Source organism: Haloferax massiliensis, from assembly GCF_001368915.1.
In the GTDB taxonomy this organism is placed as follows: Archaea; Halobacteriota; Halobacteria; order Halobacteriales; family Haloferacaceae; genus Haloferax; species Haloferax massiliensis.
On the sequence record NZ_CSTE01000004.1, the window covers coordinates 160,633 to 179,993 of the forward strand.

Genomic DNA, 19,361 nt, shown 5'->3' on the forward strand with positions numbered 1-19,361 from the left:
CGCGAATTCGCGCCGGTGTTCCGCCCGTCAGCGGGCGTATTCGACCAGTTCGTCTCGCGCGCGCCGGGCCGCCTCGTCGGGTTCGTCGGGGTAGGTGTACAGTTCGAACGTCGCGAAGCCGTCGTACCCGATGTCGTCGAGCGCACCGAAGACGGGTTCGAAGTCGATATCGCCCTCCCCGGGGATGAGGTGGTAGTGCTTTCCGCCGCGGCCGCCCTCGATGTCTTCGAGGTGGATGCCGGTGATGTGACCGGCGCACTGTCGGATGCTCTCGGCGGGGTCCTCGCCGCAGACGGCGGCGTGGCCGACGTCGAAGTTGACGCCGAGCGCGTCGCTCCCCACGTCGTCGATGAGCGTCAGCACCTCCTCGGTGCACTCGACGAGCAGTTCCGGTTCGAACTCGATACCGAGGTCGACGCCGACGCCTTCGGCGTAGTCGGTGAGTTCGTCGAGCGATTCGAGCAGGTAGTCGTAGGCCTCGCCCGGCGGCGTCCCGGGGAGCGCCGACCCGCTTGCGACGCACGCCGCGGGCGCGTCGACCAGCGCGGCGAAGTCGAGAGCCGCCTTCGTGTACTCGATGCGCCACCGGCGGTCCTCCTCGTCGCCCGAGATGAGCGTCGGGTCGAAAAAGGCCGACGGCGGCGCGTCGTCGTAGTAACCGCACGTCGTGTTCGCGTTGATGTTCGACACGGAGAGTCCGGTCTCGTCCAGCGCGGCCACGACGCGCTCGCGGTCCGTCTCGTCGAAGTCGGCGAGGAACGCGTGCGGTTCGTCCGCCAGTATCTCGACCCCGTCGTAGCCGTGATCGGCGATTCGTCGGATTGCCTCCGGCAGGTCGAAACGCGTGTACGCGTTCGTGGAGAAGGCTAACTGTACCATACGTCGTGGTACAGTCACACATGAATAATTGTTTTGGTACTGCCAACGTCCGAGACGGAGCGCGATGTCTCCGTCGCCGACGCGCCGGACCAGTTCACGACACGTCGAACGCCGACGAGAGGCCGACCGCGGGGACGACGAACGCCGCCGCGACGACGCCCCACGCGGGACTCAGCAGTCCGGCGACCGCTGCGTTCAGCACGACGAGTCCGAGGACGCACGTACCGACCGCGGGGCCGATGGTGCCCGGTCGGGGGTCGGCGTAGGCGGTCAGGAGGTCGCGGCCGGTCCACGCCGCGAACCAGACGAGGAGTCCGCCGGCCACGGCGAGCGTCGCGGAGTCGGCTGGGTCGACGCCGACCGTCGCGGCGGCCGCGACCACCGACCCGACCGCGAGTCCGACGCCGGCTATCCCGACCAGCGCCGCCCGCGAGTCGCCCGCGCCGGTCTCCCGCTCGGCCATGTACGTGACGCCGGCGATGTAGAGCGCGACGACGACCGGAACGAGGTACACCCACGCCGGGACCGTCAGGGCCGTCGGAGCGGAGGGCGACCCCGCGACGACCGCCATGCCGAGGGCGACGTTCGCCCCCCGACAGCCACCCATCGCCGCGAAGCCGAGCGGCGTGTCCTTGAGCGCGCCGTCGTAGAGCGCGACGAGCGTACCGAGGGCGGCGGCGACGAGGCCGGTGGTCGGTCCCCCGGCGGCCGCGGCGACGACGACGCCGGCACAGAGGAGTGCGACGCCGAGATTTCTCGCTCGCGTGCGCGACACGTCCCCCGACGGAATCGGTCGCTCCGGGCGGTGCCGGGCGTCCTCGCCGGCGTCGGCGTAGTCGTTGAGCGTCGTACCCGCCGCGTACAGCAGGACCGAGGCGAGCGCGACGCTGGCGAGCGACGACAGCGGGACCGACGGGCGACCGCCGCTGACCAGTACCGCCCCGAGGATGACGTCGGGCGGCGCGGTGAACAGGTTCGGGGCGCGGACGAGTCTGGCGAGGCTCGAAAGCGAGCGTCGAAGGTCGCCGGCCGCGGGTGTGGCGTTCGTTCGATTCATCGTCGGTCAGTCGCCCGGACGGGGATTCGTGTCCGACTCGGGCGGTCAGGCCCAGCCATGGGCTTCGAGGTACTCCATCGCGGTCCGGGCCGTCTCCGCCGCGGTCTCTTGGTAGGGGTACAGTTCGACCGTGACGTAGCCGTCGTAGCCGGTCGCTTCGACCGCGTCGAGGAAGCCGTCGATGTCCATCGCCCCCTCGCCGAGTTGGGTGTGTTCGTGGGTGCGGTCCGCGGGGATGTCTTCGAGGTGGTAGTGCGGCGTGTAAGGCGCGAGCGTCTCCACCAGTTCGACCGGGTCCTCGCCGACCGAGTAGAAGTGTCCCGCGTCGAAGTTACAGCCGATACGGGGCGAGTCGACCCGGTCGACGAGGTCGAGGAAGTCCTCGGAGGTCTCGATGAGCAGGTGCGGTTCGGGTTCGACCAGCACGTCGACCCCGAGTTTCTCCGCGGCGTCGGCGACCTCGCGGAGGCCCCGGACGAGCGCGTCGAGCGCATCGGCCCGCGACATGCGCTCCGGGACCGGCCCGCCCGGCGGAACCGAGATGCTCTCCGAGCCGAGCGCGGCCGCGGTTGCGAGCGCGTTCTTCGTGTGCTCGACCCGCGCCTGTCGGTCCTCGGGGTCGAGTTCGACGAACGAGGGGTGGTGAAACGCCTCGGTATCGCGGTTGAACGTCGCCGCCCGACTCTCCGCGGAGGGCTCGATGGCGCTGAGCATGAACGCGTTGCAGTTGCTGACTTCGATACCGCAGTCGTCGAGGAGCGTCCGAGCGCGTTCGAGGTCGTCGCCGTCGGCCGTCCCCGGGAACAGGTGCGGGTCGTCGAGCAGGATTTCGACGCCGTCGTAGCCGGCGTCGGCTATCGCCTCGACGCCCTCGGTGAGAGTTCGCTGCCGGAACGCGTTCATCGAGAAGCCGAACTCCATCGGTCACACCTCGTAGTGGAAGTTCGGCGACTGGCCGAAGAACTCCCGCGGGTTGTCGTAGACGACCTTTCGGACCTCGTCTCGGTCCCAGCCGCGGTCGAGCATCTTGTCTCGGGCTTTCGGAACCGCGAGCGGGTCCGAGGGGTCCCAGTCGGCGGCGCTGTTGAGCAACATCTTGTCGGTGCCGTACTCTTCGAGGATGTCGATGGTCGTCTCGGCGTCTATCTTCCCGGGGTAGAGCGTGAAGCCGAGCCAGCAGTCGGTCTGCAGCGAGATATCGACCGTGTTCTCGGTGTTGTGGTCGATGACGATTCGCTCTTCGGTCACGTCTTCCTCCCGAATCATCTCGACGAGTCGCTCGGTCCCCTCGGGCTTCTGGGTGTGCGGGGTGTGGATGATGACCGGCAGTTCGCGCTCCTCCGCCATCCTGAGTTGGCGTCTGAACGCGTACTCCTCGGCGTCGGTCCCCTGGTCCAGCCCGATTTCGCCGAGGCCGACGACGTGCTCTCGGTCGAGGTACTCGGGAAGACCGTCCATCACCGCCTCGGCCATCTCGGGGTAGTTCGCCTCCTTGGGTTCGAGGCCGACGGTGACGTAGTGGTCGATGCCCGCCGCCCGCTCCGCCCGGTCGGTCTCGAACTCGATTATCTGCTCGAAGTAGTCGAAGAACGACGCCGCGTGTCGCTTGTCCGTCCCGCTCCAGAACGCCGGTTCGACGCAGCATTCCACGCCCGCGAGCCGGGCGCGCTCGTAGTCGCTCGTCGACCGAGAGACCATGTGCATGTGCGGGTCGATAATTGGTATCGACATGTGACCTACCTCTCTGATGGTAGTTAATCATTGTTTCGGTGGGTTCGATGACGACGCCGGAGTGGGGGACGAAACGCCCGACCGAGGCGACCCCGCACGCCGGCGGAGACAGCTATTTACTCGTCCGCGCCGACGCCGTAGTCGCATGCCGGAACACTGTCCGTTCTGCGGCGAGCCGATAGAATCGAACCGCGTCACCCCCGAGGACGGCCGTCCCTACGAGGAGTGGCGCTGCGTCGACTGCGACGAGACGTGGCGACACCCCGAGGAGACGGTCCTCGACCGGAACCTCGACTTCAGCAAGCACGGCGACCAACTCGACAGGCGGGACGCCGACACCTCCCTCGACTGGTGAGCGGTCGCCCCCGGCATCGGCGCGGAAACAACATGATTGACGGACAAGGTTATGTATCGCCCACCGCAATCGTGAGTCGATGACAGTCGGAGTGTGGATTATCGGAGCCAGAGGTAACGTCGCGAGCGTCTCGATGACCGGCGCGCGCGCAATCGCACGCGGAGTCGCGGACACGACCGGAATGGTGACGGCCCGCGAACCGGTGGCCGCGCTGGACCTTCCCGCCGTCGACGACCTCGTGTTCGGGGGCCACGACATCCGGTCCCAGCGCATCGAGGAGACCGCCGAGGAGATGGCGGGTCACGGCGGCGTCGTGGCACCCGACACCCTCGACGCGGTCCGCGAGGACCTGCGCGAAATCGACGAGCGGGTCGAACTCGGGACCGCCCGGCGGTGCGGCGAGGCGGTCGAGGGGATGTCCTCGGAGACGGCGAGCGCCGACGTGGCCGTCGCCGACATCGTCGAGGAGATACGGGCCGACTACGCCGCCTTCGCCGACTCGCAGGACGTCGACCGGCTGGTCGTCGTGAACGCCGCGTCGACCGAGCCGCCGATTCCGACGCCCGGCGACTACGAGACAGTGGAGGCGTTCGAGACGGCGGTCGAGCGCGACGACCCGAACCTCCCCGCGAGCGCCCTGTACGCCTACGCGGCGCTCCTCGACGGCCACCCGTACGTCAACTTCACGCCCAGTACCGGGTCCTCGCTCGGCGGCCTGCGCGAACTCGCGGAGCGAAACGGCGTCCCGCACATGGGCCGCGACGGGAAGACCGGCGAGACGCTGATGAAGTCCGCGCTCGGACCGATGTTCGCGGGGCGGAACCTGCGCGTCCTCTCGTGGGAGGGCCACAACATCCTCGGCAACAGCGACGGACTCGTCCTCGAAGACGACGCCAACAAGGCGGGGAAGATAGAGAGCAAGGGGGGCCTGCTGGACGATATTCTCGGCTACGAGACCCACAACGCCGTCCGCATCGACTACACGCCGTCGCTCGGCGACTGGAAGACCGCGTGGGACCACGTCCACTTCGAGGGCTTCCTCGGGACGGAGATGAAGATGCAGTTCACGTGGGAGGGAGCCGACTCGGCGCTCGCCGCGCCGCTCGTTCTCGACTTGGTCCGGTTGGCCGCCTTCGCCGACGAGCGCGGCGAGGGCGGGACGATGCCGCACCTCGCGTCCTTCTTCAAGTCGCCCGAGGGCGTCGACAGCCACGAACTGTCCGAGCAGTTCCGACTCCTCTACGACTACGCGGAGCGCCACGCGGAGGGACTGTGACGACTCACAGTCCCTCGAACGCGAGTGCGCCCGGTGCCGGTCGCGTCGTCGTCCTCGATATCGTCGGACTCCAGCAGGAACACCTCGACGAGGGGCTGGCACCGAACGTCGCCGACCTGCTCGCCGGAAAGCCGTCCGGGGCGCTCGAACCCTCGTTTCCGAGCGTCACCGTCCCCGCGCAGACCACGCTCTCGACCGGGCGGTCGCCCGCGGCCCACGGCGACGTGTCCAGCGGCGAGTTCGACCGCGAGCGCCAGGTCGCCGAGTTCTGGGAGCGCGACCGGGGGACGCGAACCCGACTGTGGGAGGCCGCGAGCGACGAGGCCGGACTCACGACCGGCGCGCTGTTCTTCCAACACCTCATCGGGACGAGCGCCGACGTGGCCGTCACGCCGTCGCCCATCGAGGACGAGGACAACACCCTCGTCGAGATGGACTGCTGGACGAACCCCGACGGCTTCTACGACGGCCTCCGCGAGGAGTACGGCCACTTCCCGCTGCACAACTACTGGGGGCCGGTCGCCGACGAGCGGAGCAGCGAGTGGATTCTCGCGGCCGCGCGGGAGTCGATAGCGCGGTCCGACCCGGACCTGCTGTGGGTGTACGTGCCGCACCTCGACTACGACGCCCAGCGGCACGGCCCCGACTCGCCTGAACTCCGGGAGGCGGTGGGCGTCGTCGACGACCTCGTCGGCGAGTTCCTCAACTGGCTCGAAGCGACGTCCCGCTGGTCCGAGACGGCGGTCGGCGTCGTCAACGAGTACGGCATCAACGCGGTCGACACCCCGGTATTTCCGAACCGAGCGCTCCGCGAGGCGGGCCTGCTCTCCGTGCGCGACGACGGCGATGGCGGCGAGGAGGTCGATATCGCCGCGTCGTCGGCGTTCGCCATGGTCGACCACCAAATCGCGCACGTGTACACCGACCGGCCGGCGGCCGCCCGAGAGGTGCTCGAAGCGCTCCCCGGCGTCGACGCGGTGCTCGAAGGCGAGGCGCGGGGCGACGCGGACCACCCGAACGCCGGCGACCTCGTCGTCGTCTCGGACGCGGACGCGTGGTTCCAGTACTACTGGTGGACCGATGACGCCGACGCGCCGTCGTACGCGACGGAGATGGACATCCACGCCAAGCCCGGCTTCGACCCGTGCGAACTGTTCCTCGGCGACGAGGGACTCGTGACGCTCGACCCGACGAAAGTGTCCGGGTCGCACGGTCGCGTCGACCCAGACACGCACGGCTTCTACGGCTTCGGCGGGCCGGCGGCGCCCGACGGCTCATCCGGTGGCGTCGTCGATGCCCGGCGGTTCGCCCCGACGGTCGCTGACCTCCTCGGCATCGCGGACGACGTGTCGCTCGGGTTCGAGCGCCCGTCGCTGTTCGCCGGGCCGCGAGCGTAGCTTCGCCACCGCCATCGCCGCGGCGCGCTTGGCGCACTGATTTTCCGCGTCGCTCGGTTCGAGTTCGATACGAAAGAAAAGACGCCGCGGACCGCAGTCGGAACGGGGTTCGCCCGCTCAGTTACTCGAACTCGCGATTTCGATGGTGCCGCGCATCCGGAAGCTGTGGGCGCGACAGACGTACTCCGCCATCGAGTCGGTGACGGTGAACGTGACGCTCTGTGACTCGCCCTGCGTCGCGAGGTACGACGTGGAGATGTCGTTGACGACGGAGTCGTCGCCGTTGACGACCTCGAAGTTGTGGGGCGCGCCGTTTCGGTTCGTCCACGTGACCGTGTACTCGCCGCCGGCTTCGAGGGTGAGCGTCGGGTTCGTCGCGTCCGCGATACCGGACGGCGCGACGCCGGTCCAACCCTCGTTGCTCTCGGCTTCGAGTTCGATGGTCGACCCGGACGGGATGACATCGCTGCCGCCGTCGTCGCTACCGCCGTCGTCGCTGCCATCGCCGCCGGTCGCATCGACGTGTTCGGTGACGCGGTCGTAGACGAGTTCCAGCCCGTTGCCGGAGCCGCCGATGCGCGTCAGTTCGGTGTCGTCGAACCACGCGGTGCCGGTGGCGTTGCCCCAGCCGCCGAACAGCAGGTTGAACTGGAACTCGCCGGGCGACGCGCCGGTCGAGAACGTCGTTTCGAGCAGTTGCCAGTCGTCGACGGGGTCGGTGTAGTAGTCGGTGACAGAGCCCTGTCCGAGCGAGTGGACGTTGATGGTGACGCCGTAGGAGCTTCCGATTTCGCCGAAGCCGTCCTCGGAGTTGCTGAAGTCGTCCGAGGTCCTGACCCACGCCCGGAAGCGGTACTCGGAGTTCGGTTCGAGGTCGTCGCGGTACTGCGACCACGACGCGTCCGCGCCCTCCGTGGAGTCGACGCGAACGCTGTAATCACCCGTCCGCGCCACGTCCGAGGTGTAGGTGAACTCGGCCGTGCCGCCGTAGGTGATTCCCTCCCAGTTCGCCGGCCCCTCGGGGTCCGACGACGAGTCGGTGTCCGCGGCCTCTTCGAACGAGGCGTTCGGCAGGAGGTTGTTCCCGTCGGGGTCGGTCAGCGAGACGTTGTCGAACCACGCCGTCCCCGTCGCGTTGCCGAAGCCGCCGAACAGACAGTTAATCTGGACCGTCGAGGTGTCGGCACCCGTCGTGAACGTGGTGCTCACCTCGGTCCAGTCGTTCGTTCCGGTCAGCGGGTCGGTCTCGAAGTCAGTGCTGTGGACGTTGAACAGCGCGCCGCGGGCCGAGTCGCTCGCCTGCACGTTCTCGGTTCGAATCCAGCCGCTGAGGGTGTACTCCGTCTCGGGCTGGACCGAGATGCCGTCGGCGAGCCAGACCGCGTCCGCGCCCTCGGTGGACGAGATTTGGACGCTCTGACTGCCGTCTTGGCCCGCGTCCGCGTAGGTGTACTCGGCGGTCCCCGCGAACGTGTTCGTCGTCCAGTCGGCGGGCATCGAGGATTCGCTCCCGCCGGTGCTCTCTTCGAACGAGCCGTTCGAGAGCACGTCGGTTCCGTCCGGGTCGGTCAACGAGACGCCGTCGAACCACGCCGTGCCGGTCGCCTCGCCGTAGCCGCCGAACAGGCAGTTAATCTGGAGCTCTTCGAGGTCGCCGCTGTTGACGGTGGTGCTCACCTCCGTCCAGTCGTTGGTGCCGGTCAGTCCGGACGGAATCGTGTCCCACTGCGTGCCCGAGTCCGCGTTCGCTATCTGCTCGACGCTGATGGTCGCGCCGAGCGGCCCCTCGCCGATTGCGGTGCCGTCAACGAGTTGGACGTTGTCGGTCTTGACGTAGGCGGAGAGCGTGTACTCGGTGTTCGGGTCGACCGCGACCGTCGCGTTCCACGACGCGTCCGCGCCCTCGGTGGACGAGACTTGGACGCTCCGGTCGCCCTCGTAGCCGGTCTCGGCGTACGAAAACTCGGGCGAGCCGGAGTAGCCCGTGTTCGACCAGCCGACGGGCATCGCGTCGGAGTCGCCGGTGTCGCCGCCGACGGGCGTCTCGAACGAGGGGTTCTCGATGAGGTTCGGGAGGTCGTCGCCGGTGTCGCCGCCGTCGCTCGTGTCCTCGTTGGCCTCGTACGCTGGGATGAAGCCGTCGGCGTGGGTCGCGCCGGCGAGCGACGCCGCGTCCACGAGGACCGTGTCCCGGTAGTTCGACTCGTCGCTAATCATCTGGTAGACCGCCTCGCCGGAGGCGTCGTCGGCCGGCGTCTGCGCGAGCGCGACGAGCGCCCACATGGCGACCCGACCGTCCTCGTCGTTGAGGAGGTCGTTGTCGAGAATCGCCCCCCGCGTGTCCGTCGTCGAGGGGAGGACGCGGAGTGCGGTGAGTCTGACGCCCGGCGAGGAGTGCGTCAGCGCGCCGAGCGCGGCCTGAATCGCGGTGCTGTTCCCGGTGTCGGCGTCGAGCGCGCCGAGGCCGTGCATCGTCCACAGCGCGTGAATCGCCGCCGGGTCGAGGCCGACCTCGTCGAGCGTCTCCGTCGTGACGAGGTCGACGAGCGAGGAGAGCGCGCCCGTCTCGTTCCGTTCGACCAACAGCCGCTGGGCCGTCCGCCGCCAGAACATGTTCGAACTCGACAGCGCCTCGACGAGTTCAGAGACGCTCGCGTCCGCGAGGTCGGTCGGCTCGTAGCCGTCGTCGTCGCCGTAGACGACGCGGAAGAGCCGGGCGGTCGCGTGGTCGCGTACCTCGGACATGTACGCGTTCCCGGGGCCGTTGTCGAAGCCGTCGGGTGTCGGGTTGTGCTGGTAGATGTAGTTGTACCAGTCGATGAACCACAGCATACCGTCCGGACCGACCGAGGAGTACGACGGCGCGAACCACGCGTCTGTCGCGCCCGCGATGTTGTGGGCGTAGTGGTTGGTGTACCCCGCGCCGTCCTGCGAGAGGAAGAACGTCCCGAGGAGGTGTCCCGTTCCGCCGCCGACGAAGCCGGTGTTGTTCCAGTACTTCTCGGGATATTCACGCGCCGTGTAGATGGTGTGGCCGGTCGCCGCGGTGTACCCGCCGTGGAGGTCGACCTGCCGGACGCGGTCCGTGACCGGGAGGAACCGATTCGAGTCGGAGGCCGCGCCGAAGTCGTTCGGTCCGGTCCCCTCGATGAGGTCGTAGTGCTGATGCGGGATGGCGAAGTAGTTGCTCGGTCGGCCAGAGGTCGCGGCCGAGCCGAACGCGAGGCCCTCCTCGGTGAAGCCGAGGCCGGCCTGGTTCCCCGGGAGCGCCCCGACGATTTCGAAGTCGGTGACCGAGCCGTCCTCTAACTTGAATCGGTAGACCGAGGAGCTGAAGTTTCGCTCCTCGCCGGCGATGGTGCCGCTGAAGCCGCCGTACCCGACCTGTCCCCAAATCCAGTTGTCGATGCCGTGGACCAGTTCGTTGGGACCGGCGTGGGTGTCGCCGTTACCGTACCCGGAGAACAGGACGGTTCGCTCGTCGGCCTGTCCGTCGCCGTCCGTGTCGGCGAGGTGGACCAACTTCCCGCTCTCGCTCGGGTCATCGAGGTCGGTGACGACGACGCCGTCGTCGACGACCACCATGCTCGGGGGAATCGAGAGCCCGTCCGCGAAGACGGTGAACTCGTCGGCCTGCCCGTCGCCGTCGGTGTCCTCGCAGACGACGATTTTGTCGCGGTTCTGCCCCAGTTCGTTGGGGTAGTCGCGGGTGACCGACAGCCAGACGCGACCCTGTTCGTCGAACTTCGCGTCGAGGATGTTCCCCTTCGCGTCGTCCGGCAGGTCGGCCTCGGTGACGAACGGTTTGAGGTCGAAGCCCTCCGGCGTAATCGTCCGCCGGACCGTCTCGCTGGGATTCAGCGCCCGCTGCATCTTGTTCCAACTCGTCCCGCTGCCGACCTCCTCGGGGACCTCCGGCGTCAGGAGGCTCCCCTCCGGCGGCGGATAGTACGGGATGTCGGCGTCGATGAACTCCAGGTCGTTGAGGACCTTGGTGTCGTCGGCGATGGTGTCTTCGTTCTTCGTGACCCAGCGAATCGCGTTCTCGATGAGCGCCTTGAAGCCGTCGGTGGCCCACGGCGCTCTGCCGTGGCCCCACGCGGTGTAGAAGACGCGACCGTCGCCCTGCGTTCGGGTCCACGACCACGGCTCGCCCTGTTCGCGGCCCTCGTCGTACTCGGGGATGCTGTCCCCGTCGGGGAACTGCCCGTAGGCGAGGACGTTGATGTCGTCGTTGAGGTTCGTGTGGCGGTACGTCTCGTCTTCGACCGTGATGGGGTCGAGGTTCGACAGAATCGGATGACTCGGCTGGGCGAAGCTCGTCGTCATCTCGTTGTAGTTGTGGTCGGCGAACTGACCGCCGACGAGGTTCATGTAGGCGTCCGAGCCGGTGAAACAGGCCGAGGCGCTGTGAATCGGGATGAAGCCGCCGCCGTTCTCGACGAACTCGACGATGGACTGCTCCTGTTCCGCGGTCAGCTCTTGGCCGTAGTTCGCGCCGCGGTTGTCCATCATGACCCACGCGTCGTAGCGGTGGAGCACGTCGGGTTCGAGGTCGGCGAGGCGGTCGGTGTACTGGACCTCGATGCCGCGGTTCAGCATGTACTCGGTGAGCTGGACCTGCCGGGCGGGGCCGTTGTGGCTGCCGCCCTGCGGACCGCCCATCATGAGGACGCTGATGTTGTCCTCGGCCGGCGGCGGCGTTATCTCGACGCTCCCCCGCATCTGCTCGGGGTGTTCCTCGGCGTAGTACATCGCCATCGACGACTCGGCGGTAAAGGTGACCGTCTGCGAGTCGCCGGACCCCTCCATCGTGGAAAAGGACTGCATCTCCTCCCCGGTCGGGTCCGCGAGGACGAACGTGATGGCCTCGTCCATGACGTTCGAGAGCTCTATCTCGTACTCCTCGCCCTCGTGCATGACGAGCGTCGGGTTGACGGTGTCTTCCATCTCGTCGGGCGCCGTCGCGACCCACGAGAACGAGTCCGCCGAGGTCTCGACCTCCGTCCCGTTGCGCCAACTGTTGATTCCCTTCAACAGGGAGTTCGTCGTCAGGTCGCCCTGACGCCAGTCGGATATGGCGTCGGCGAGGCCGGACCCCTCGATGACCGACTCCTCGTTCGTGTACGCCGCGAGGACGTCACCCTCCGTCGCGACGAGGCGAATCGTGTCGTCGGTGGTGAGCTGTTTCGCCTGCGCGACGCCGCTGGCCCCGAGGAAGTTCGCCGCCCCGGCGCCGCTCACTTTCATGAAGTCGCGCCTGTTGATGTTCAGTCGCTCGCTGTCGCCGTCGCCGGCGTTCGCTTCCCGTGTCGTGTCGTCGTCGTGTGTCATGTGTGTTGCGTCGGTCGCTGTCGTCGTTGGTTACCGTGCGATTACAGGGCTGCGCCGCTCTCGCGACCGCAGTCCAGCCGCGTACCCCGTCAATGGACCGACGGACGGCTCCCTCCCGCCTGCTCGCCCGACCTGACGGCCGGGGTGTAACAGGAGTATAGCCATTACTCCCGTCGGCTCACTGTGTTGGGCTACCAAATTTCATGAACTAATATTACTTGAATGTACTGTCCGATGGTAAGCGGAGGCCGCGAGGTTCTCCGCCGCAGCGGTCGGTGAACGTTGGACCAACCCAAATGTTAATGACAGTCTGTCGTGTTGCCACGGTTGCAAGTATGAACCGCGCATACACACAGTCTGTCGTACCGACGGCGACGCCGCGGGGTGTCGTGGTTTCGAACCACGGGGACGGACCGGCCCGACGCGAGCGGTCCGCCGCGGGTGAGCGATGAGCGTCGTCATCGTCGGCACGCTCGACACCAAGGGCGAGGAAATCGGGTTCGCCCGCGACGTGCTCGAAGGGAAGGGGCTCGAAGTCCACCTCGTCGACGTCGGCGTGATGGGAGACCCCGAAATCGAACCGGACACCGACGCCGCGGCCGTGGCCGAGGCGGGCGGGAGCACGCTCGAAGCGCTTCGGGAGGCCGGGGACCGCGGCAAGGCTATCGAAATCATGGGCGACGGCGCGGCAGTCGTCGCGTCTCGACTCCACGACGAGGGCCGACTCGACGGTATCCTCGGGCTGGGCGGCGGGGGGAACACCTCGGTCGCGACGGCCGCGATGCGCGCGCTCCCGATGGGCGTCCCCAAACTGATGCTGTCGACGATGGCGTCGGGCGACACGGAACCCTACGTCGGCTACCACGACATCGCGATGATGTACTCCGTCGCCGACATCGAGGGGCTCAATCAGCTCTCGCGGACCGTTATCTCCAACGCGGCGCTCGCGATGGTCGGCATGGTGTCGAACGAACCGGACGCCGAGACCGAGGAGAAGCCGACCATCGGAATCACGATGTTCGGCGTCACGACGCCGTGCGTTCAGACGGCGCGCGACTGGCTCGAAGCGCGCGGCTACGAGACCATCGTCTTCCACGCGACCGGGACCGGCGGCCGAGCGATGGAGTCGCTCATCGAGGAGGGCGTCATCGACGGCGTGCTCGACGTCACGACGACCGAGTGGGCCGACGAACTGGTCGGCGGCGTCCTCGCGGCGGGCCCCGACCGACTCGACGCCGCGGCCGAGCGCGGCATCCCGCAGGTGGTCTCGACCGGCGCGCTCGACATGGTCAACTTCGGGCCGAGAGACTCCGTCTCCGACGAGTTCGACGGCCGGCAGTTCCACGTCCACAACCCGCAGGTGACGCTGATGCGGACGACGCCCGAGGAGAACGCCGAACTCGGCCGCATCATCGCGGAGAAGCTCAACGCCGCGACCGGCCCCACCGCGCTCGCGCTCCCGCTCGGCGGCGTCTCGATGCTCGACGCGGAGGGCGAGGATTTCTACGACCCCGAGGCCGACGACGCGCTGTTCGGCGCGCTTCGCGAACATCTCGACGACCACGTGGAGGTCATCGAATCGCCGGCGAACATCAACGACGACGAGTTCGCGCGAACGCTCGCGAAGGCCATCGACAGCCGGATGCGAGCCTCGGCGTAAGACGCCCGACGCCGACTCCGGCGACGAGCGAGCGCTTCGCTCCGCGCACCGACGCCCGGAGCGCCAGCGCACGGGATTTCGCGCACGACATCGCCCGTACGACCTGTTTTCTACCCGGATAATCACAAAGTTTAACTATACCATGACACCATGTGACTACCAGCGTTCCGAAGAAACATGACTGATCAACCAGCGCTAACTGACGAATCCAGGCGACGCTATCTGAAAGCAATCGGGACGGCCGGACTCACGGCCGGACTCGCGGGCTGTTCCGGTGGGGGTGGTTCCGAAGGCGAGAACAACAGCGGCGGCGGGGGCGACGACTCCTCTGGCGGGGACACGTCCGGCGGCGACAGCGGCGAGGAGTACGAGGCCATCGGGAACTTCCCGCCCGAGGGGAACTCCGTGAGCATCGGATTCAACGGGCCGACCTCCGGCGCGTTGGGTCCCGACGGCCAAGACCAGGAGAAGGGCTTCGACCTCGCGGTGAAGCACCTGAACGAGGGCGGCGGCCTCGTCGACTACTGGGACCGTCTGAGCGGCGACGGCATCATGGGCTATCAGGTCGAGCCGACGAAGGCCGACACCGCCGGGAGCGCCGACACGGCACAGGACAACATCGACCGGATGATTCAGCGGGACAACATCCAGTTCTGGACGGGCGGCATGTCCAGTACGGTGACGATGGCGATGCAGAACGTCGCCCAGCGGGAGAAGGTCCCGTTCATGGGCGGCAACTCCACGTCCGCCGGCATCTCCGGCGAGAACTGCTCGCGGTACTACTTCCACCCGACGTTCCACGCGGAGATTATCGGGATGGCGATGGGCGAGGCCGCACCCTCGGTCCTCGGCGAGGACCGCTCGCTGTTCCACATCTACATGGACTACTCCTACGGGCAGTCGAACCGCGACGCCGCCCGGAAATACCTCACCGAACAGGGGCCGTGGGAGGACGCCGGCGGTGCCGCCATCGCGGAGGGTGAGACCGACCACAGCTCCCAGATTCAGGCGCTCGAAGACTCCGGGGCCGACACGCTGTACTTCTCCAGCTTCGGTAACTTCGCCGCCAGCGGCCTCGCGCAGTTGCGAGACGCCGGCCTGACCGACGACATCGAGGTCATCATCCCGCACGTCAGCGCGTTCACCCTCGACCCGCTCGGCGCGGACGCCGAAGGCGTCCTCGGCATGGAGCCGTGGAACCCGAACGCCGACAACGAACCGAGTCAGGTGTTCGTCGAGTCCTACCAGGAGGAGTACGGCGAGACGCCCAACCAGAGTTCGCTGCACACCTACGAGTCGATGATGGTGTACGCGGCCGCCGTCGAGGACGCGGGGACCTTCCACCCGCCGACCGTGGTCCGAACGCTCGAAGAGTTCGAGTGGAGCCTCGCGTGGGGCGACTCCGCGTTCCGGACGTGCGACCACCAGGTCGAACGGCCGTGGTACATGGTGCAGGGCGTCGGCGACGACCGCGCCGAGGAACTCGGCATCCGGACGGAAATCGTCGAGACGACCGACCCGCTCGTCTACGAGTGCAGCGAGTTCCCGGCGTCCAACTGCGCCATGGGCGACAACGAGTACGGAGACGAGTGACGACCTGACCGCGCCTCGATACGACGTACCAACTCCCTTTTCGGCAGTCGGGACTCCCTACGCGGTCACCCCACCCGCGTTCGACTGCTCGAACGCCGCTTTTTCTCGGTCGCACGGGCCTCGCGTCGACGCCCGGAGACGACCGCCGCCGCCGCATCCGGAGAGCGGGCCGCTGGCGTGTCAGAAGCCAGCGAAGCACAAGATTAACATACTGAAGAATGCATGAATAATCGTGCACACCATGAAGTGGTTACTCACATCTGTACCGAGGTGGAAGCGATGAACATCGACGGGGTCGTCGGATTCCTCTTTATCGCACTGAGCGTCGCGTCGCTGTATCTGCTCGTCGCGGTCGGGCTTTCCATCGTGTTCGGGTCGCTCAAATACGTGAATATGGCCCACGGCGTCCTCTACTTGAGCGGCGCGTACATCGGGCTTCTCATCGCGTCGAGCGAGCAGTACGGGGGGCTCTTGAGCGGGTTCGGGCAGGTCGGACTCGATTGGGGGTTCGTCCCCGCGCTCGTGTTGACGCCGGTGGTCATCTTCGTCGTCGGCGTCGCCATGGAACGTTGGATTGCGAAACCGTTCTACGAACGAGAACTCCTCGACCAACTCCTCGTCACATTCGGAATCCTCATCGCCGCCCAGGAGCTGGTCGCCATCCTCTTCGGCCGGACGGGAACCATCTACCCGCGTCCGGAGTGGCTCACGGGCGCGATATCCCTCCCCGTCGTCGGCACGCCGCCGGGGATGAGCGCGGCCTCGACGATACGCGTCCTCGTCGTCGCGCTCACGCTCCTGCTCGTCGCCGGCATCTTCGCGTTCTTCAAATACACCGACTACGGGCTGGCCGTTCGGGCGGGGACCGAAGACTCCGAGATGACGCAGATGCTCGGTATCCGTATCGGGCGACCGTTCCTGTTGATATTCGCCGTCGGGGCCGCGTACGCGGGGCTCGCGGGCGTCCTCGGTGGGTCGCTTTTCAACGTGACCTCCGAGATCGGCATGGAGATAATCATCCCGTCGCTGGTCATCGTCATCATGGGCGGCGTCGGCAGTCTGCGCGGGACCGTCGTCGGCGCGCTCCTCGCCGGGCTCACCTTCGCGGTGGCGACGGAGCTCGAACCGAGCATGACGCAGGCAAGCATCTACCTGCTGGCCATCGTGGTGCTGACGATTAGACCGAGCGGCATCTTCCCCTCGGCGGAGGTCGGACAATGAGCACGGACAACATCCACAAGACCGTAGACGAAGAATCGCCGTTGATCAGCTGGGACACCTGGGACGGTATCAAACACACCGAGTCGTTCGTCCTCCTGTCGTCGGTGCTGTTCGTCCTGTTGTTCTCGTACGCGTTCGGCCGCGCACCGGTCGTCTCGGACATCTTCCAGGGATATCACGGGCTGGCGATTACCATCCTCATCTGGTCGATATTCGCGCTCGGGTTCAACCTCCTGTTGGGCCAGACCGGTCTCCTCTCGTTCGGTCACGCCATGTTCTTCGGGACCGCGAGCTACGCCGCGGCGCTGTTCGCGATTCACGTGTACAACGACCCGCTCGTGGTCATCGTCGTCGGGACGCTGGCGGCGGTCGCCCTCGGTGCGGTCGCGGCGCTGATTCTCCTGCGCCTCCACACGGTGTACTTCTCCATCGTGGCGCTGGCCATCGGGCAGTTCCTCTACTTCCTCGCCCGAGAGCCGCTCGTGGAGATCACGAAGGGGATAAACGGCCTCGAAGTGCCGCGCTCGCCCGTCCTCGGGCTCTTCGAACTGGAACACCAGTACGGCGGACTCCTCGGCGAACTCGTCGTGAACAACCTCTATCTCTTCGTCGGCGTCTTCTTCGTCGCCGTCGTCGCCTCTATCACGCGCATCCGCAAGTCCCCCTACGGACTCATCTTCAAGGCGATTCGCGAGAACGAGACGCGGACGGCGTTCGTCGGTCTCGACGTCTGGCGCTACAAGTTCGCGGCGTTCCTCCTGTCGGCGTCCATCGTCGGCCTCGCCGGCGGGCTGATGGCCGTCAACACCCAGTTCGCTGGCGTCGAGCGACTCTACTGGTCCGTCAGCGGCGACGTCGTCGTGATGACCGTCCTCGGCGGTCTCGGCACGCTCGCCGGGCCGGTCATCGGAACGTTCGTGTTCTTCTACTTCAAGGGCATCGTCAACGGCTTCCCGACGCTCGGCAACTACTGGCTCCTCCTGCTGTCGCTTTCGTTCACGACGGTCGTGTGGGTCTACCGCGACGGCATCTGGGGGATGACGACCGCCCTCACCGGCGCGCTCCGCGAACCCAGAGAACTGCTGGACACCGTCACCGGCCGCGACTCGACCGGCGACTCCTCGGGGGGTGAGAACTGATGGCGCTCCTCGAAACCCACGGACTCACCAAGGAGTTCGGCGGGCTCACGGCGCTCGACGGCGTCGACATCGAAGTCGAAGAGGGCGAACTCGTCTCCCTCATCGGCCCCAACGGCGCCGGCAAGTCCACGCTCATCAACACGATAACCGGTCGGCTGCGTCCGACCGAGGGCGAGGTGTTCTACGCCGGGAACGAACTCGTCGGCATGAAGCCGTTCGAAATCGCACAGCTCGGCGTCGGTCGGTCGTTCCAGACCGCGTCGATTCTCCCCGAACTCACGGTGCGGGAGAACGTGCAGGTCGCGTCGTTCGCGGCCGAACACGGCTCGTTCCGGGTCAATTTCTTCCGCCGACGGGACTCGTTCGACGAGGTCCAAACGCGGACGAACGACATCCTGGAGACCATCGGCCTCGACTCGAAGGCCCGGATGGAAGCCGGCTCGCTCCCGTACGGCGACAAGCGGCGCTTAGAGGTCGCCATCGGACTCGCCACCGACCCGGACCTCCTGTTCATGGACGAGCCGACCGCCGGCATGTCGCCGACGGAGACCGAGATAACGGTCGACCTCATCCACGACCTGCTTGCCGACTGGGGGATGACCATCTTCCTCGTCGAACACGACATGGACATCGTCTTCGACGTCTCCGACCGCATCTTCACGCTCCATCAGGGTCGGCTCATCGCGCGGGGGACCCCCGAGGAGATTCGGGAGAATCCGGCCGTCCGCGAGGCCTACCTCGGAGGTGAGGAGCAATGAGTCTGCTCGAACTGGACGACGTGCACGCCTACTACGGCCCGAGCCACATCCTCCGCGGCGTCTCCCTCGACATCGACGAGGGCGAGGTCGTCACGCTCCTCGGCCGCAACGGCGCGGGGAAGACGACGACGGTCCGCAGTATCGCCGGGACCGAACCGCCCGCCGTCCGGTCGGGGTCGATTCGGTTCGACGGCGACGACATCACGGACTGGCCGGCCGACAACATCGCCATGGGCGGCATCGGCGTCGTCCCCGAGGGGCGGCGGCTGTTCACCGAACTGACGGTCGAAGAGAACCTCGAAATGTCGAAAATCACCCGCGGTTGGTGGAACACCATCCGCCGGGGCGGCCTCGGCGGCGGCGAGAGCACGATGTCGATAGACGAGCTGTACGACCTGTTCCCGCGGCTCGACGAGCGGCGGGCCCAGCAGGCCGGGACGCTCTCGGGCGGCGAACAGCAGATGCTCTCCATCGCGCGGACCCTCAGGCTCCCGAACCTCAAACTGCTGTTGCTGGACGAGCCGACCGAGGGACTGGCCCCGCAAATCGTCAAGGCGGTGGGCGACTCCGTCGCGGAAATCGCCGACCAGGGGCTGACGGTGCTCCTCATCGAGCAGAACGTCCGCGAGGCGCTCCGCATCGCGGACCGCGGCTACGTGCTCGACCAGGGTGACATCGTCTACAGAGGCACCGTGGACGAACTCGAATCCGAAGACCTCGACGAATACCTCGTCGTCTGACCGCACCGACCTCGCACCCCGCGGCGCGACCGATTGCGCTCCATTCAACCCCTCCTCGCTTCCGGTTCGGTTCGTTCTCGTTTCGACTCTCTCCTCGGCTCTCGTTCGACTCTCGTTCGACTCTCGTTCCGGTTCCTGTCCCGGCGCTCAGTCTCGCATTTCGAGGTGGATTCTTCGTCCCCGGTCGCCGTCAGTCAGTCGACAATATTATTTCGTGACAC

Annotated in this window: 14 protein-coding genes; 9 read left to right on the forward strand and 5 right to left on the reverse strand. The window is 67.0% G+C overall.

Annotated features, from left to right (window positions below):
- Positions 1-27: 27 nt before the first annotated feature.
- From BN996_RS15960 to BN996_RS15975, 4 genes are all read right to left on the reverse strand, one after another.
- Positions 28-879 carry a sugar phosphate isomerase/epimerase family protein gene (locus BN996_RS15960; protein WP_042665264.1) on the reverse strand — a complete coding sequence of 284 codons (852 nt, stop codon included), beginning with the start codon at positions 877-879 and terminating at the stop codon, positions 28-30.
- Between the two features lie 94 nt (positions 880-973).
- On the reverse strand, positions 974-1,936 hold the full coding sequence (locus tag BN996_RS15965) for a UbiA family prenyltransferase (protein WP_089780702.1): 963 nt from the start codon (positions 1,934-1,936) through the stop codon (positions 974-976).
- A gap of 45 nt (positions 1,937-1,981) precedes the next feature.
- Complete coding sequence (locus BN996_RS15970; protein WP_089780704.1) at positions 1,982-2,857, reverse strand: sugar phosphate isomerase/epimerase family protein; 876 nt, start codon at positions 2,855-2,857, stop codon at positions 1,982-1,984.
- A 3-nt stretch (positions 2,858-2,860) separates the two neighbouring features.
- On the reverse strand, positions 2,861-3,640 hold the full coding sequence (locus tag BN996_RS15975; RefSeq protein WP_193310970.1) for a TatD family hydrolase: 780 nt from the start codon (positions 3,638-3,640) through the stop codon (positions 2,861-2,863).
- A 172-nt stretch (positions 3,641-3,812) separates the two neighbouring features.
- Between BN996_RS15975 and BN996_RS15980 the strand changes: the two genes are divergently transcribed.
- The 3 genes from BN996_RS15980 to BN996_RS15990 all read left to right on the forward strand — a co-directional run bounded on the left by BN996_RS15980 (position 3,813) and on the right by BN996_RS15990 (position 6,695).
- Positions 3,813-4,022, forward strand: coding sequence for a hypothetical protein (locus BN996_RS15980; protein WP_042664437.1), 210 nt, complete (start codon positions 3,813-3,815; stop codon positions 4,020-4,022).
- Positions 4,023-4,101: 79 nt separating this feature from the next.
- Positions 4,102-5,298 carry an inositol-3-phosphate synthase gene (locus tag BN996_RS15985; protein ID WP_089780706.1) on the forward strand — a complete coding sequence of 399 codons (1,197 nt, stop codon included), beginning with the start codon at positions 4,102-4,104 and terminating at the stop codon, positions 5,296-5,298.
- On the forward strand, positions 5,295-6,695 hold the full coding sequence (locus tag BN996_RS15990; protein WP_089780708.1) for an alkaline phosphatase family protein: 1,401 nt from the start codon (positions 5,295-5,297) through the stop codon (positions 6,693-6,695). Before BN996_RS15985 ends, BN996_RS15990 begins: the two co-directional genes overlap by 4 nt.
- A gap of 117 nt (positions 6,696-6,812) precedes the next feature.
- Here BN996_RS15990 and BN996_RS15995 read toward each other — a convergent pair whose 3' ends face one another.
- Positions 6,813-12,029, reverse strand: a complete 5,217-nt coding sequence (locus tag BN996_RS15995; protein WP_089780710.1) for a PVC-type heme-binding CxxCH protein — start codon at positions 12,027-12,029, stop codon at positions 6,813-6,815.
- Positions 12,030-12,477: 448 nt separating this feature from the next.
- Here BN996_RS15995 and BN996_RS16000 point away from each other — a divergent pair, with 448 nt between their 5' ends.
- From BN996_RS16000 to BN996_RS16025, 6 genes are all read left to right on the forward strand, one after another.
- Entirely contained in the window at positions 12,478-13,689 is a 1,212-nt protein-coding gene (locus tag BN996_RS16000; RefSeq protein WP_089780712.1) for a Tm-1-like ATP-binding domain-containing protein, read from the forward strand.
- Positions 13,690-13,866: 177 nt separating this feature from the next.
- Entirely contained in the window at positions 13,867-15,282 is a 1,416-nt protein-coding gene (locus tag BN996_RS16005) for a substrate-binding protein (protein ID WP_089780714.1), read from the forward strand.
- Between the two features lie 279 nt (positions 15,283-15,561).
- Positions 15,562-16,503 carry a branched-chain amino acid ABC transporter permease gene (locus BN996_RS16010; RefSeq protein ID WP_089780716.1) on the forward strand — a complete coding sequence of 314 codons (942 nt, stop codon included), beginning with the start codon at positions 15,562-15,564 and terminating at the stop codon, positions 16,501-16,503.
- Positions 16,500-17,642 carry a branched-chain amino acid ABC transporter permease gene (locus BN996_RS16015; protein ID WP_089780718.1) on the forward strand — a complete coding sequence of 381 codons (1,143 nt, stop codon included), beginning with the start codon at positions 16,500-16,502 and terminating at the stop codon, positions 17,640-17,642. Before BN996_RS16010 ends, BN996_RS16015 begins: the two co-directional genes overlap by 4 nt.
- Complete coding sequence (locus tag BN996_RS16020; RefSeq protein ID WP_089780720.1) at positions 17,642-18,400, forward strand: ABC transporter ATP-binding protein; 759 nt, start codon at positions 17,642-17,644, stop codon at positions 18,398-18,400. Before BN996_RS16015 ends, BN996_RS16020 begins: the two co-directional genes overlap by 1 nt.
- Entirely contained in the window at positions 18,397-19,140 is a 744-nt protein-coding gene (locus BN996_RS16025; RefSeq protein WP_042665774.1) for an ABC transporter ATP-binding protein, read from the forward strand. The genes BN996_RS16020 and BN996_RS16025 overlap by 4 nt, the downstream gene beginning before the upstream one ends.
- Positions 19,141-19,361: the final 221 nt, after the last annotated feature.